The organism is Paenarthrobacter sp. CAP02, from assembly GCF_040137855.1.
Taxonomy (GTDB): domain Bacteria; phylum Actinomycetota; class Actinomycetes; order Actinomycetales; family Micrococcaceae; genus Arthrobacter.
Window position 1 is genome coordinate 350,388 of the sequence record NZ_JBEEII010000003.1, and the last position, 15,006, is coordinate 365,393.

The 15,006-nt window shown below is 63.3% G+C and carries 14 protein-coding genes; 4 read left to right on the forward strand and 10 right to left on the reverse strand.

Annotated features, from left to right (window positions below; genetic code table 11):
* Positions 1 to 3 precede the first annotated feature (3 nt).
* The 4 genes from ABHM97_RS07215 to pgl are packed head-to-tail and all read left to right on the forward strand — an operon-like array spanning position 4 to position 4,953.
* Complete coding sequence (locus ABHM97_RS07215) at positions 4 to 1,635, forward strand: glucose-6-phosphate isomerase (RefSeq protein ID WP_349470112.1); 1,632 nt, start codon at positions 4 to 6, stop codon at positions 1,633 to 1,635.
* A 15-nt stretch (positions 1,636 to 1,650) separates the two neighbouring features.
* A complete protein-coding gene (gene zwf / locus ABHM97_RS07220; protein WP_235521733.1) occupies positions 1,651 to 3,207 on the forward strand; it encodes a glucose-6-phosphate dehydrogenase in 1,557 nt (518 codons plus the stop codon).
* The gene (locus tag ABHM97_RS07225) at positions 3,204 to 4,145 is read left to right on the forward strand and encodes a glucose-6-phosphate dehydrogenase assembly protein OpcA (RefSeq protein ID WP_349470113.1); all 942 of its coding nucleotides are present in this window, start codon (positions 3,204 to 3,206) and stop codon (positions 4,143 to 4,145) included. Before zwf ends, ABHM97_RS07225 begins: the two co-directional genes overlap by 4 nt.
* On the forward strand, positions 4,135 to 4,953 hold the full coding sequence (pgl, locus tag ABHM97_RS07230) for a 6-phosphogluconolactonase (RefSeq protein ID WP_235521731.1): 819 nt from the start codon (positions 4,135 to 4,137) through the stop codon (positions 4,951 to 4,953). The genes ABHM97_RS07225 and pgl overlap by 11 nt, the downstream gene beginning before the upstream one ends.
* Here the strand turns inward: pgl and ABHM97_RS07235 are convergent.
* The 10 genes from ABHM97_RS07235 to uvrC form a co-directional block, all read right to left on the reverse strand.
* Positions 4,906 to 5,301 (reverse strand): RNA polymerase-binding protein RbpA, encoded by a 396-nt coding sequence (locus ABHM97_RS07235; RefSeq protein WP_349470114.1) that lies wholly within the window; start codon positions 5,299 to 5,301, stop codon positions 4,906 to 4,908. The genes pgl and ABHM97_RS07235 overlap by 48 nt on opposite strands.
* Before the next feature lie 164 nt (positions 5,302 to 5,465).
* Positions 5,466 to 5,723 carry a preprotein translocase subunit SecG gene (secG, locus tag ABHM97_RS07240; RefSeq protein WP_211712625.1) on the reverse strand — a complete coding sequence of 86 codons (258 nt, stop codon included), beginning with the start codon at positions 5,721 to 5,723 and terminating at the stop codon, positions 5,466 to 5,468.
* A gap of 36 nt (positions 5,724 to 5,759) precedes the next feature.
* Positions 5,760 to 6,575, reverse strand: coding sequence for a triose-phosphate isomerase (tpiA, locus tag ABHM97_RS07245; RefSeq protein ID WP_349470115.1), 816 nt, complete (start codon positions 6,573 to 6,575; stop codon positions 5,760 to 5,762).
* 75 nt (positions 6,576 to 6,650) lie between these two features.
* Entirely contained in the window at positions 6,651 to 7,877 is a 1,227-nt protein-coding gene (locus ABHM97_RS07250) for a phosphoglycerate kinase (RefSeq protein WP_257368145.1), read from the reverse strand.
* A gap of 9 nt (positions 7,878 to 7,886) precedes the next feature.
* A complete protein-coding gene (gene gap / locus ABHM97_RS07255; RefSeq protein ID WP_024821016.1) occupies positions 7,887 to 8,897 on the reverse strand; it encodes a type I glyceraldehyde-3-phosphate dehydrogenase in 1,011 nt (336 codons plus the stop codon).
* Between the two features lie 270 nt (positions 8,898 to 9,167).
* Positions 9,168 to 9,791, reverse strand: coding sequence for a superoxide dismutase (locus ABHM97_RS07260; RefSeq protein ID WP_211712622.1), 624 nt, complete (start codon positions 9,789 to 9,791; stop codon positions 9,168 to 9,170).
* A 172-nt stretch (positions 9,792 to 9,963) separates the two neighbouring features.
* On the reverse strand, positions 9,964 to 10,944 hold the full coding sequence (gene whiA / locus ABHM97_RS07265; RefSeq protein ID WP_235521726.1) for a DNA-binding protein WhiA: 981 nt from the start codon (positions 10,942 to 10,944) through the stop codon (positions 9,964 to 9,966).
* 9 nt (positions 10,945 to 10,953) lie between these two features.
* Complete coding sequence (locus tag ABHM97_RS07270; RefSeq protein ID WP_235521725.1) at positions 10,954 to 11,970, reverse strand: gluconeogenesis factor YvcK family protein; 1,017 nt, start codon at positions 11,968 to 11,970, stop codon at positions 10,954 to 10,956.
* Positions 11,970 to 12,890 carry an RNase adapter RapZ gene (rapZ, locus tag ABHM97_RS07275; RefSeq protein WP_211712619.1) on the reverse strand — a complete coding sequence of 307 codons (921 nt, stop codon included), beginning with the start codon at positions 12,888 to 12,890 and terminating at the stop codon, positions 11,970 to 11,972. Before rapZ ends, ABHM97_RS07270 begins: the two co-directional genes overlap by 1 nt.
* Positions 12,891 to 12,943: 53 nt before the next feature.
* Positions 12,944 to 14,959: an excinuclease ABC subunit UvrC gene (uvrC, locus tag ABHM97_RS07280; RefSeq protein ID WP_349470116.1), complete on the reverse strand. Its 2,016-nt coding sequence runs from the start codon at positions 14,957 to 14,959 to the stop codon at positions 12,944 to 12,946.
* Between the last annotated feature and the right edge of the window lie 47 nt (positions 14,960 to 15,006).

The following is a 15,006-nucleotide window of genomic DNA, read 5'->3' on the forward strand; positions in this document are numbered from 1 at the left end:
ACTATGAGCACAATCAGCTACGACGCCAGCGGTGCCGCCCAGCAGGCCATCGCCCAGCACATCGACGGCCTGGTCATGGAAAAGATCGCCACGCGGATTTTCGCCAAGGACCACACACTGTGGGGCCCCGATGCGGAGTCCGAGTCGGCGATCCGCCTCGGCTGGGTAGAAGCCGCCACTGTGTCCCAGGCCTTGGTCGCGGACATCCTGGAACTTCGCGATTCCCTCCGTGCCGAAGGAGTCTCACGCATTGTCCTCTGTGGCATGGGTGGCTCGTCCTTGGCTCCCGAGGTTATTGCCGGCACCGCCGGCGTCGAGCTGACCGTGCTGGACAGCACCGACCCCGAACAGGTAGGTGCTGCCCTGGCTGACCGGCTGGAGGAGACGGCCATCGTCGTTTCCTCCAAGTCGGGCTCCACCGTTGAAACCGACTCACAGCGGCGCGTATTCGAGAAGGCGTTCACAGACGCCGGCATCGATGCCAAGAGCCGCATCGTTATCGTCACCGATCCTGGTTCCCCCTTGGACAAGGCATCCCGCGAGGCAGGCTACCGCGCGGTGTTCAACGCCGATCCCAACGTCGGCGGCCGGTTCTCTGCGCTCACTGCTTTTGGCCTGGTTCCTTGTGGCCTTGCCGGAGTGGACATCCAGGCGTTCCTGGATGAAGCCGAGGAAGCAGCCGAGATCCTCAACGAGGACTCGGCAGACAACATCGGCCTGGCTTTGGGCAGCGCCCTGGGCGGCACCAACCCCCTTCGCAACAAGATCGTCATTGCAGAGGACGGCTCCGGCATTGTTGGCTTTGCCGACTGGGCTGAACAGCTCATTGCGGAATCCACAGGCAAGCTGGGGACCGGTCTCCTGCCGGTCGTGGCCGGTCCTGAATCCCCGGAGGCCCTCAACGGAGCCGAGGATGTCCTGGTGGTTCGGCTGGTAGGTGCCGATGCCGACGTCGAACTTCGCGAAAACGAGGTTGCAATCGCCGGCGGACTGCCCACCCAGATGTTCGTCTGGGAGTTTGCCACCGCGGTTGCCGGCCGTCTTTTGGGCATCAACCCCTTTGACCAGCCCGACGTCGAAGCCGCCAAAGTGGCTGCCCGCGGCCTGCTTGATGCCCGTCCGGAGCCCACACCTGCCGCTTTCACCGACGGTGTGGTGGAGGTTCGCGGTGGCGACTGGCTCGGCTCGGCCTCAACCGTGGCGGAAGCCGTTCAGGCGCTTCTGGAGGAGCTCGGCGCTGACGGTTACCTGAGCGTCCAGGCGTACCTGGACCGCATTTCCTATGCTCCCCTCGAAGGCGTCCGGGATGAACTTGCTGCTGTGAGCGGCCGCCCTGTCACGTTCGGCTGGGGTCCGCGTTTCCTGCACTCCACGGGCCAGTTCCACAAGGGCGGACCGGCCATCGGCGTGTTCCTGCAGGTCACCGCGGCCGCTTCCACAGATCTTGAAATCCCGGAGCGTCCGTTCACGTTCGGTCAGCTCATCGCGGCGCAGGCGTCGGGTGACGCCCAGGTCCTTGAAGGACACGGACGTCCTGTGCTGCGCCTGCACCTCACCGAGCGCGCCGCAGGTGTAGCGCAGCTCCAGGATGTCGTCGCTGCGCTTGCCGGCCAGGCCAGCGCACTCGAAAGCTAAGGCACAATACACAACATGCCAGAAACTGAAAACGGCAGGAAGAACGCCGGCCTGCGGAACCCCTTGCGGGATCCGCGGGACCGGCGCCTGAACCGCATCGCCGGGCCTTCGTCGTTGGTGTTCTTCGGAGTCACCGGCGACCTCGCCCGTAAGAAACTCATGCCCGCGGTCTACGACCTCGCAAACCGTGGCCTGCTCCCTCCCAGCTTCGCTTTGGTGGGCTTCGGCCGGCGTGAGTGGGACAACGCCGACTTCGCCGCCGAGGTGAAGGAAAACGTCAAGGCCAACGCCCGGACAAAGTTCGATGAAGGGGTCTGGGAGCAGCTTGCGTCCGGTATCCGCTTTGTCCAAGGCGAATTCGACGACGACGACGCTTTCGAGCGCCTCGGCGACGTCCTGGACGAACTTGACGAGACACGTGGTACCCGCGGCAACCATGGTTTCTATCTGTCCATCCCACCCAAGGCTTTCGAACAGGTGTGCCGCCAGCTGTCCAAGCATGGCTTGGCCCAGGCCAAGCCCGGCCAGTGGCGCCGTGTGGTCATTGAGAAACCGTTCGGCCACGACCTGGAATCCGCGCGGCAGTTGAACGACATTGTCGAATCGGTGTTCCCGCCGGACGCCGTGTTCCGGATCGACCATTATCTGGGCAAGGAGACGGTGCAGAACATTCTCGCCCTGCGCTTCGCGAACCAGTTGTTCGAGCCGCTCTGGAACGCCAACTACGTTGACCACGTCCAGATCACCATGGCCGAAGACATCGGCACAGGGGGCCGTGCAGGCTATTACGACGGCGTGGGTGCTGCCCGTGACGTCATCCAGAACCACCTGTTGCAGCTTCTGGCCCTGACGGCCATGGAAGAACCCATCTCCTTCAACGCCGATGACCTGCGCGCTGAGAAGGAAAAGGTCCTCGCCGCCGTCAAGCTGCCCGAAGACCTGTCCACCCATTCGGCGCGTGGGCAGTTCACCGGCGGCTGGCAGGGCGGCGAGGAAGTCCTCGGATACCTGGACGAGGACGGTATCCCCGCCGACTCCAAGACCGAGACCTACGCTGCGATCCGGGTGGACATCAACACCCGCCGATGGAACGGTGTTCCGTTCTACCTGCGTGCGGGCAAGCGCCTGGGCCGTCGCGTCACCGAGATTGCAGTGGTGTTCAAACGTGCACCAAACCTGCTTTTCCGTGACCACGGTGAGGACGACTTCGGCCAGAACGCCGTGGTGATCCGCGTCCAGCCAGATGAGGGCGCCACGATCCGTTTCGGGTCAAAGGTACCGGGCACCCAAATGGAAGTCCGCGACGTCACCATGGACTTCGGGTACGGACACTCCTTCACGGAGTCCAGCCCCGAAGCGTACGAACGCCTCATCCTGGACGTGCTGCTGGGCGAGCCGCCACTGTTCCCCCGGCACCAGGAAGTCGAACTGTCATGGAAGATCCTCGACCCGTTCGAGGATTACTGGGCCGGGCTCGACGAACAACCGCAACCCTACGCCCCCGGCAGTTGGGGGCCGGCCTCGGCCGACGCCCTGCTGGCACGTGACGGACGAACCTGGAGAAGGCCATGATCGTAGATCTTCCCGATACCACCACTTCCAAGATCTCCAAGAAGATCATGTCGCTCCGTGAACAGGGCGGCGTGATCGCCCTGGGCCGCGTCCTCACCTTGGTGGTCGTCACCAAGTCCGGGCAGGAAGAGGAAGCCATCGAGGCAGCCAACGAAGCCAGCCGGGAACACCCCTGCCGGATTATCGTGCTCGCTGACGCCGGCGTTGAAGGCCCTGACCGCCTGGACGCGCAAATCCGCGTGGGGGGCGACGCCGGCGCGTCGGAGGTTATTGTCCTGCGCGGACACGGCCACATGGCCCACGAAAGCGAATCGCTGGTCAACGCTTTGCTGCTTCCGGATGCCCCCATCGTTGCCTGGTGGCCGCACGGTGCACCGGAGAGCGCGTGCGAGACGTCGATCGGCCGCATTGCGCACCGCCGGATCACAGACTCGGCCAACGAACCCGATCCTCGCTTGGCGCTGGAGAACATCCGGTCCACCTACAAGGCAGGCGACACCGACCTCGCATGGACACGCCTGACCAACTGGCGCATGCAACTGGCCGCGGTCTTCGACCAGGTGGACGGTGACCCCGTTTCGGCCATTGCGGTCGAGGGTGCATCGGATTCTCCCAGTACGTTGCTGCTCGCAGCGTGGTTGAGCCTCGCTCTGCAGGCCCCCGTCACGATTGTGGCCGATCCGGCAGGCACTGGCATTCGCCGGGTACGCCTGACGCGTGCCAGCGGTGACGTGCAGTTGTTCCGTCCCGGCCTGTCCGTGGCGGAACTGACCCAGCCCGGTCAGCCGGCCCAGCGCATCACACTTCCCCGCCGGAGCCTCAAGGACTGCCTGGCCGAGGAACTGCGTCGACTCGATCCCGACGAAGTCTTCGGAGAAGTGATTACGATGGGACTGCCACTTACCAGCCAGAGGAGAGTCCAGACCAGTGCACGCTGAGCCAAGAGTAAGCATCCACCCCGACTCCAAGGTGCTGATGGCCGCCATTGCGGCCCGCCTGATCACCAAGCTCGTGGACGTCCAGGACAAACACGGTGAAGCCACGGTAGTCCTGACCGGCGGCACTGTTGGCATTGGAACGTTGAAGGCAGTGGCCGACTCGGCTGCGGCTCCCGCGGTGGACTGGTCGAAGGTCAACTTCTGGTGGGGCGATGAGCGTTTCGTTTCTGCGGACAGCGATGACAGGAACACCCGCCAGGCGCACCAGGCTCTGTTGTCCCACCTGGATGTGGATCCGGCCCGTGTCCACGAACCCGGTTCGACCGACCAGTTCGCTTCCTCCGAGGAAGCAGCTGCTGCCTACGCCGATGAGCTCAAGGCTGCCGCTGAAGCGGAACACGCAGCAGACATGTCCGATGACAGGCCGGAGCGCCCGGGAGTACTCCCCCGATTCGACATCCTTCTTCTCGGCGTTGGCCCGGACGCGCATGTGGCGTCGCTGTTCCCCGAACAGGCGGGCATCCGGGAGAAGACCCGCACGGTGGTAGGCGTCGAGAACTCGCCGAAGCCGCCGCCGTCGCGCATCTCGCTGACGCTTCCAGCCATCAACACCGCCCAGGAAATCTGGATGGTGGTGGCCGGTGAGGATAAGGCCGGCGCCGTTGGGTTGGCCTTGGCCGGCGCCAACCCGGTACAAGTCCCGGCAGCGGGCCCTGTGGGCCGTTCGAGGACGCTGTGGCTTATAGACGAGAACGCAGCGTCACGTGTCCCCCAGCAACTTGTCCGGAAGGACCCCGCGGGCGCGTAACCGCTCCAACGCTCCAGCCAGGACCACTTCAGCGTCCTGGCTGGAGCGTCGCTCTTTAACGTAGTCCAAGTGCGATTTGAATATTTCGTCCTCCGGCCTCAATGAGGCAGGATGGCTGGGGTCCCTGGAAGCGGGAAGCCCACATTTGGGGCAGTCCCAGTACTTGGGTATCTGCTCTTCCGGAAGCTTCAGGAACACCAGTTGCGTTTCGTGGCCCTTGGCGCACCAATACGGCACGCGGATGCGGGGCAGCTGTTGCCCTTCGCCATGGTCGCTGTGATTTCTTGGTGCGGATCCTTGGGCGACCCCTACTCGGGTGCCCCGGTAACCGGGCGTGCCATGAACCATTTTCGAACCCCTAGCGAGTCGGTGGTCGGCCGTCACGGCCCTGCAGGCCTTGCGGCCGACACGCCAATTCTAATCCGGGGAGCCCGACGGCGGCACTGCTGTTTGGTGCGGATCAAGAAAAAAGGGGAGGCTCCCGTGAAGGAACCTCCCCTGTTCAGGGACGACTAGGAGTCGCCACCTGAAGCAAAACGCATGATCAGGCCCAAGCCAATGATGACTACGCCCCAGGTAATTCCGAGAATAATGGTGAAGCGGTTCAGGTTGCGCTCGGCAACACCTGAGGAGCTCAAACCCGAGCTCATGCCGCCACCAAACATGTCGGACAAACCGCCGCCACGTCCCTTATGCAGGAGGATGAGCAACGTCAGCAGGAGGCTGGTGATGCCCAGCAGGATCTGCAGAATGACTTGAAGAACGTCCACGACGGCCTTTCGAAGAAGCGGAAATCGGGAGCCGGACTAGTCGGTGACCAGGTGGTTCTCGAACCTGACAATGTTAGCAAACTCCGCCGGGTCCAGGCTGGCGCCACCCACAAGCAAACCGTCAACGTCGGTTTCAGCCATGATGGCCGCAGCGTTGTTGGCCTTGACGGAACCGCCATACAGCAACCGCGTCTTGGACGCGACGGTTTCGTCAAAGAGCACAGCAAGCTCGGCACGGATGGCGGCACACATTTCCTGTGCATCCTCAGGACCGGCTACTTCCCCGGTTCCGATGGCCCAGACGGGCTCGTAGGCAACGACGAGCTCAGCAGCCTGTTTTGCGGTGAGACCCTCAACGCCGGCCCGCAGCTGGGCCAAAGTGTGTTCGACGTGCGTTCCGGCTTGGCGGACTTCCAGGCCTTCTCCCACGCACAGCACCGGGGTGACGCCGTGGCGGAAGCCTGCCTTGACCTTGGCGTTCGCGACTTCGTCGGACTCGTTGTGGATGGTGCGGCGCTCACTGTGACCCACCAGGACGTAGGCGCAGCCCAGCTTGTTGAGGAACTGACCGGAGATATCGCCGGTGTAAGCGCCGGAGTCGAACTGGGACAGGTCCTGGCCGCCGTAGACGATTTCCAGGTCGTCGCCCTGAACCAGGGTCTGGACGCCGCGGAGATCGGTGAACGGAGGGAAGACGGCTACCTCTACCCGGTTGTAGTCGTGCTTGGCGTCGGACAGGGTCCAGGCGAGCTTCTGCAGCAAGGTGATGCCCTGGACATGGTCCATGTTCATCTTCCAGTTGCCGGCGATGAAGGGTTTGCGAACGAAGTTGCCGTTGGCAGAGGTAGTCACATGAACTCCAAAGATTACGTTGTGATGTGGAACGGCCGGCAGGACGCATAGGCGTCCTGCCGGGCGGTTTGGTGCTTAGCGGTCCAGGACGCTGAGCCCCGGAAGTTCCTTGCCTTCAAGGTATTCCAGGCTGGCGCCGCCACCGGTTGAGATGTGGCCGAACTGCGAATCGTCAAAGCCGAGGGTGCGAACCGCGGCCGCTGAGTCGCCGCCGCCCACCACTGTGAAGGCCACAGTGTCGGTGAGCGCCTGCGCGATGGCACGGGTGCCAGCAGAGAAGGCCTCAAATTCGAAGACGCCCATGGGGCCGTTCCAGAAGACGGTCTTGGCTCCCTCGATTTGTGCTGCGAAAGCCGAGGCCGTTTCGGGTCCGATGTCCAGGCCGATGCCGGAAGCTCCGAAAGAGCTTTCTTCAATGGCATCGGCCCTGACAACCTCGTGGTCGGCATCCGCTGCGAAGCGGCTGGCTACCACCACGTCAGTTGGAATGACAAACGACGTTCCGGCGTCGGCGGCACGGTTGAGGTAGTCCTGGACGACAGGGATCTGGTCTTCCTCCAGGAGGCTTGCTCCAACCTTGTGCCCGGCAGCAGCCAGGAAGGTGAACAGCATGCCGCCGCCAACCAGAATGGTGTCAGCCTTGCCCAGCAGGTTGTCGATGACAGCCAACTTGTCGGAGACCTTGGAACCGCCGAGGACCACGACGTAAGGGCGCTGCGTGTCGCTGGTCAGTTTCCGAAGAACTTCAACCTCGGTGTGGACGAGGTCGCCCAGGTAAGAGGGCAGCCGCGTGGCGACGTCGTAAACGCTGGCGTGCTTGCGGTGTACCGCACCGAAAGCATCGTCCACGAACGCACCGTTGCCACCTGTCAGTGCAACGAGTTCGTCAGCGAACGCGCCGCGCTCGGCATCGTCCTTGCTGGTTTCCCGGGCGTCAAAGCGAACGTTTTCGAGGACCAGCACGTTCCCGTCCTGCAAGCCACTGGCAAGCTCCTTGGCGGAGGCGCCAACGGTATCCTTGGCGAGCTGCACGGAGAAGTCCGCGAGTTCAGCCAGGCGGTCCGCTGCGGGCTTCAGGGAGTACTTTTCCTCGGGGGCACCCTTGGGGCGGCCGAGGTGGGCGGTTACGAGCACACGGGCACCGGCGTCCGAGAGCTTCTTGATGACCGGCAGGGACGCTTTGATGCGGCCGTCGTCGGTCACTGTAGAGCCGTCGAGCGGCACATTCAGGTCACTTCTGACCAGAATGTACCGCCCGCGGACACCTTCAGCGATGAGTTCGTTGAGGGTGTGAGATGTCATGTGTCTACCCTAGCCCAGCTTGGATGCGACGAGCTCCGTGAGGTCGACGAGGCGGTTGGAGTAACCCCACTCGTTGTCATACCAGGAAACAACCTTGACCTGGTTGCCGATGACTTTGGTGAGGCCGGAGTCGAAGATGGACGACGCCGGGTCGCCAACGATGTCCGAGGACACGATCGGAGCGTCCGTGTAGGAGAGAATGCCAGCCCACTGTTCGGACTCTGCTGCGGCCTTCACTGCGGCGTTGACTTCCTCGACCGTGACTTCGCGGGAAACCGTCACCGTGAGGTCCGTTGCGGAACCGGTGGGGACGGGAACGCGAATGGCGTAGCCGTCGAGCTTGCCCTTGAGTTCGGGCAGGACGAGGCCGATTGCCTTGGCCGCACCGGTGGAGGTGGGAACCATGTTGATGGCTGCTGCACGGGCACGGCGGAGGTCGCCGTGCGGGCCGTCCTGCAGGTTCTGGTCGGCCGTGTAGGCGTGGACCGTGGTCATGAGGCCACGCTCGATGCCGAAGGCGTCGTTGACGACCTTGGCCAGCGGGCCGAGGCAGTTGGTGGTGCAGGACGCGTTGGAGATGATGTTGTGCGCTGCCGGGTCGTAGAGCTCGTGGTTCACGCCCATCACGATCGTGATGTCTTCGTCGCTGGCAGGTGCCGAGATCAGGACCTTCTTGGCTCCGGCGTCGATGTGCTTCTGCGCTGCGGCGGCCTTGGTGAAGAAACCGGTGGACTCGATAACGATGTCCACGCCCAGCTCGCCCCACGGAAGGTTCGCGGGATCGCGCTCTGCCAGGACCTTGATCGACTTACCGTCGACAACCAGGTTTCCATCGACAACTTCCACGGTCTGGGCGAGGCGTCCACCGACGGAGTCGTACTTCAGGAGGTGGGCGAGGGTCTCGGGGCTGGTGAGGTCGTTGACTGCGACGATCTCAAGGTCTGCGCCCTGGGCCAGTGCTGCGCGGAAGTAGTTACGGCCGATGCGGCCGAAGCCGTTGATACCAATACGGGTGGTCACTATGTGTCAATCTCCTTGGTGCTCTTGCAAGCACGCCTAGTGAGTCGGATCAGATATTTCCAACTAACAGACCCCGCACGCCGTTGGGCAGAGGTGATTATCAGATCGGAGGGCGACCAGCCACGTTGCTGAAGGCTAACCGCCTTCCGTGATCCATCTTACGTTTAACTAAGCCTGCCCCCGCAACTGCGGAGGCAGGCTTTTCAGCATTTAGCCGGAATTCACGCTAAAAGTGACTTTTGTTACATCTGCGTGAACCCTTGCTCACCACTAGAGGACGATGAGGCCCGTGGCGTTGGTGCGTGCGGCTTCGAAGCGCTTGGCGACGTCTGCCCAGTTTGCGATGTTCCAGAAAGCCTTGACGTAGTCAGCCTTGACGTTGACGTAGTCCAAGTAGAAGGCGTGCTCCCACATGTCCAGCATCAGCAGCGGGGTGGTGCCGAGCGCAACGTTGCCCTGCTGATCGTAAAGCTGCTCGATGACCAGGTTTCCGCCGATGGGCTCGTAGGCAAGGAATGCCCAGCCCGAACCCTGCAGGGCCAGAGCAGCAGCGCTGAACTGTGCGCGGAAGGCATCGAAGGAACCGAAAGCGTCGTCGATGGCTGCTGCCAGTTCACCTTCGGGCTTGTCGCCGCCGTCCGGGGAGATGTTGTTCCAGAATACGGAGTGGTTGATGTGGCCACCGGTGTGGAACGCGAGGTCCTTGGAGAGGCGGTTGATGTTGGCGAAGTCGCCCTTGTCGCGTGCCTCTGCGAGCTGGGAGAGCGCGTTGTTCGCGCCTGCGACGTAGGCCGCATGGTGCTTGCTGTGGTGCAGTTCCATGATCTTTGCCGAAATGTGCGGCTCGAGTGCTGCGTAGTCGTAGCCGAGCTCGGGCAGAACGTACTCTGTCACGAAATCCTCCAATGTAATGGACTGACGTCCGGGTTGGTAACTCGTTATTTCATCCGGCCAGCGGACCGGCCAGAAATCCTTGGCGAAGAAGCCTGCTCCTGCGTCCACCGGGAACAACCCGCCGGGCCCTCACAGTATTTCCTCCGCACTTTTTCGATTCTATGGGTGTGGCCTACTCGTCCATCATTTCGGGAGTCACATTTGCCTCCGTGCCCGGGATACCCAGGTCCAGGGCGCGCTTGTCAGCCATGGCCAACAGGCGGCGGATACGACCCGCGATGGCGTCCTTGGTCATGGGCGGATCAGCGAGCCGGCCCAGTTCGTCCAGACTTGCCTGCTTATGGGCGACGCGGAGCTCCCCCGCGTACTTCAGGTGGTCCGGAACGTCGTCACCAAGGATCTCCAGGGCACGGTCCACCCTTGCGCCGGCCGCAACGGCAGCCTGGGCCGAGCGGCGCAGGTTGGCGTCATCAAAGTTGGCAAGCCTGTTGGCCGTGGCCCTGACTTCCTTGCGCATCCGACGTTCCTCCCAGACCATCAGGGCATCGTGGGCCCCCATACGGGTCAGGAGGGTGGCGATGGTGTCACCATCACGGATGACAACGCGGTCCACGCCGCGCACTTCGCGGGCCTTGGCCTGGATTCCCAGGCGCCGGGCCGCACCCACCAGGGCAAGGGCCGACTCCGGCCCGGGGCAAGTAACTTCAAGGGATGACGAACGTCCCGGCTCCGTCAGGGACCCGTGCGCGAGGAAAGCGCCACGCCAGACAGCCTCGGCGTCAGCTGCTGAACCGTTGACGACAACCGATGGGAGCCCCCGGACCGGGCGGCCACGCCCATCCAGCAGGCCCGTCTGGCGGGCCAGTGCCTCGCCGTCCCGGACTACCCGGACAACGTAGCGGCTCCCGCGGCGCAGGCCGCCCCCGGAAACAACGATGATTTCGCTTTGGTGGCCGTAAACCTCGGCAATCGCGGCGCGCAGGCGCCGCGCCGTGGAGGCGAGGTCCACCTCCGCCTCAATGACGATGCGCCCGGAGATGATGTGCAAGCCGCCCGCAAAGCGCAGCATTGCCGAAACCTCGGCCTTGCGGACCGAAGATTTCTTGATGTCCAGCCGGGACAGTTCGTCCTTGACCGACGCAGTAAGTGCCATCGTGTGTTCCTAACTGTTCCCGAAAATATCGTGGTAGGCCGCTGCCAGCAGCAATGGATCATGGACGGGGCGCCGCCTCGACGCCCCTACTCTACCCAACACCACTTCCGCACCGAGCATCCCGGCAGCCTTCTCAAAGGCCTTCAGGTCCTGGATTGCAGCGGGGTCGGCGAGAACCACATCCACGCTGAACTCCGGTGCGTATCGGCGCAGGACATCCAAATGGTCCGCTGCCGTCATACCCGAGGTTTCCTTGGTCTCGACGTCCAGATTCATGGTCAGGCAGCGCTTGGCCGCGGTGTCCCCCAGCGCCTGGCGGAGCTCAGGGAGCAACAGGTGCGGGAGCACCGAGGTGTACCAGGAGCCGGGCCCGAGGATCACCCAGTCGGCGAGTTCGATGGCGGTGAGCGCCTCCGTGCAGGCCGGAGCGGCTTCGGGAAGGAGGGTGACGTCTTCCAGCTTCCCGGCTACAGCGCACTTCGCCTGGCCACGGACGGTCTGCAGTTCGTAGCCGCCGTCGGGGAGTTCCACCCTGGCCCGACCCTCAATGGTGAGGGGAACACTCGACATGGGCAGTACCTGCCCGCGGGCACCGAGCAGCGCTCCTGCCCATTTCAGTCCGGCGACCGTGTCCCCGAGCAACTCCCACAGGGTGACGATGAGCAGGTTGCCCATGGCATGGTTGTCCAGCGACCCGCCCTTGGCCGAGCCGGCGTCAAAACGATGCTGCATGACGTCCCGCCAGGTGCGTCCCCAGTCGGTATCGTCGCAGAGCGCACTCAAGGCCATCCGCAGGTCCCCGGGCGGGAGGACGCCGTACTCGTCACGGAGACGCCCGGAAGAGCCGCCGTCGTCCGCTACTGTCACGATTGCCGTCAGCTCGGACGTCAGCAGCCGCAGCGCCGACAGTGACGCTGCCAGTCCATGTCCGCCTCCCAAGGCGACCACCGACGGGCTTTTCTTCTGTTGGCTGCCGGGGACACCTTTCGGCGGAATGAGCGGCAGCGGGCCGGTCAGGACCCCCACTACTCGCGCCCCAGGTCGCGGTGGGTGGTAGTGACAGTAACGCGTGGATACTGCGCCAGGCGCTTGGACAGCTCGACGGCGACGGCCACCGAACGGTGTTTGCCTCCGGTGCAGCCAACGGCCAGGGTGGCGTAATGCTTGTTCTCCTGCCGGTAGCCGTCCAGTACCGGTTCGAGGGCGCTGACGTAGCGGTCCACGAATTCGTGGACGCCATCGGCCGCGAGGACATAGTTGCTGACGTCCTCATCCAAGCCGGTGTGCGGCCGGAGTTGCGGAACCCAGTGCGGGTTGGGAATGAAGCGTGCGTCGGCAACGAAGTTGGCGTCCACGGGAAGCCCGTACTTGAAGCCGAAGCTCATGACGTTCAGACGCAGGGTGACAGGTCCGGTGTCGCTGAACAGTTCAGTAATGGCCGTGGCAAGCCCGTGGACGTTGAACTCCGTGGTGTCCAGGACGACGTCAGCATGCTCGCGCAGCTCCCGCAGGACCTCGCGCTCGATGCCGATGCCATCGAGGATCCTGCCGCCGCCCTGAAGCGGGTGGGGCCTGCGGCCTTGCTCGAACCGGCGGACCAATACTTCGTCGCTGGCGTCCAGGAAAAGCACGCGGAAGGTGATGCCCGTGGCGCTCAAGGCTCCCAGTGCCGTTTGGATATCAGTAAAGAGATCCTTGCTGCGGACATCGACCACCACGGCCAGTTTGGGAATCGATTTGGGGGCGTGCGACACAATTTCAGCCAACGTACCCAGCATTTGCGGGGGCAGGTTATCCACGACGTACCAGCCATGGTCTTCCAAGGCGTCCGAGGCCGTGCTGCGCCCTGCCCCCGACATCCCGGTTACTACCAGCAGTTCCGCCTCCGGTGGTTTGACCGGCGTGAGGCCGTCCTGCTCCGTGCCGGACCCTGTTGCCTCATCCATCAAGTGTTCCCCGTTCAGTTCGGAATGGTCGTTTCAGCAACTTCTTACCCTAGCTAAGATTCAAGGATTTCGCCGGTGGTCATGTTGATCGCCGGAGTTGCCTCCTCGGAGTCCGCAGTGGACCCCAGGTGCTGGACAACAGCGGCTGCCAGTGCCGGGCCGATGCCCTTGGCGGAGGTGAGCTCCTCGACGGACGCGGCCCGGATTTTCTTCAGCGAGCCGAAGTGTGCCACCAGCGCCTTGCGTTTCGCTTCACCGAGGCCAGGAACCCCGTCCAGCGCCGAAACCGTCATGGCCTTGCCACGCTTTTGCCGGTGGAAGGTAATGGCAAAGCGGTGGGCTTCGTCCCGGATCCGTTGGAGAAGGTACAGGCCCTGGGAGGTTCGGGGCAGGATGACCGGGAAGTCGCTGTCGGGCAGCCAGACTTCCTCGAGCCGCTTGGCCAGTCCTACGACGTAGACGTCGTCGACTCCCAGTTCCGCCAGGGCGCGCGATGCCGCGTTGACCTGTGGTTGCCCGCCGTCCACCACCACCAGGTTGGGTGGGTAGGCGAACTTGGCTTTCGGTGCCGGCATGGTGGGGTCCGACGGCGGTGCCTCACCTGCGCGGGCACTTCCGGGCCGGGCGGGGTTGCTGATTTCGCCGGAGACCACAGGGACCTGTGCCACCTTGTCCGCCAGGTAATGCCGGAACCTGCGCGTCAGGACGTCATGCATGGCTGCGGTGTCGTCCGCCGCGGCGGCGCCGGTGATGGAAAACTTGCGGTAGTCGGCTTTCTTGGGAAGGCCATCCTCCACTACCACCATGGACGCCACCACGTTGGTCCCTTGAACATGCGAAATGTCGAAGCACTCGATCCTAAGCAACGGCACAGGTATGTCCAAGGCTTCCTGGAGTTCCTGGAGGGCCAAGGACCGGACGGTGATATCGCCGGCACGCCGTGTCTTGTGCAACTTGAGTGCCTGCTCCGCGTTTTCCCGGACCGTGGACATCAACGCAGCCTTGTCCCCACGCTGCGGAACCCTGATGTCCACCTTGGCACCGCGAAGGCCTCCCAGCCATTCAGTCAGTTCAGCGTGGTTGCTGGGGTTCTCGGGGACCAGGACTTCCCGCGGGATGCGGCCCTGGACTTCGCTGTCCTCGCCATAGACCTGCTGCAGCAGATGTTCGATGAGCTCGGGCGTGGTGGCATCCTCGACCTTCTCCACCACCCATCCGCGCTGGCCCCGGACGCGGCCTCCGCGCACGTGGAAGACCTGTACCGAGGCCTCCAGCTCGTCGTCATGCAAAGCGAAGACATCGGCGTCGGTGTCCTCGGCAAGCACTACGGCATTGCGTTCAAAGACCTTTCGCAGGGCGATGATGTCATCCCTGAGCCCCGCCGCGCGCTCGTAATCAAGGTCGGCTACCGCTGAGGCCATCTCTTTCTCGAGCCGGCTGATGAAGCGCTTGGCTTCACCTCCCATGAACGAACAAAAGTCCTCTGCGAGCACCCGGTGCTCATCGGCAGTGACCCTGCCGACACATGGCGCAGAACATTTGTCGATGTAGCCAAGGAGGCACGGCCTTCCGCTGGACTCGGCCCGCTTGAATACACCGGCACTGCAGCTGCGGACAGGGAATACCCTCAGCAGCGTGTCCATGGTTTCCCGGATGGCACCGGCTGTGTAGGGGCCAAAGTACCTGGTCCCTTTTCTCCGCTCGCCCCGCATGACCTGTACCCGGGGGTACTTCTCGCCCATCGTCACAGCAAGGTACGGATACGTCTTGTCGTCACGGAAGACGACGTTGAAGCGTGGCTTGAATTCCTTGATCCATGTGTATTCGAGTTGCAACGACTCGAGTTCACTGCCAACCACGGTCCATTCAACGCTGCTGGCAGCATGGACCATCGCATGGGTCTTGGGGAGCAAACCTGCCGGGTTGGCGAAGTACGAATTCAGCCGCGAACGGAGGTTCTTGGCCTTGCCTACATAAATGACCCGGCCGTGGGGGTCGCGGAAACGGTAGACGCCCGGCGTGGTGGGAATTTCACCTGTTTGGGGTCGGTAACTTGCTGGATCTGCCACATGTCCAGTCTAGTGAACCGGGCCGACACCAGATGCCACGGCCAAGC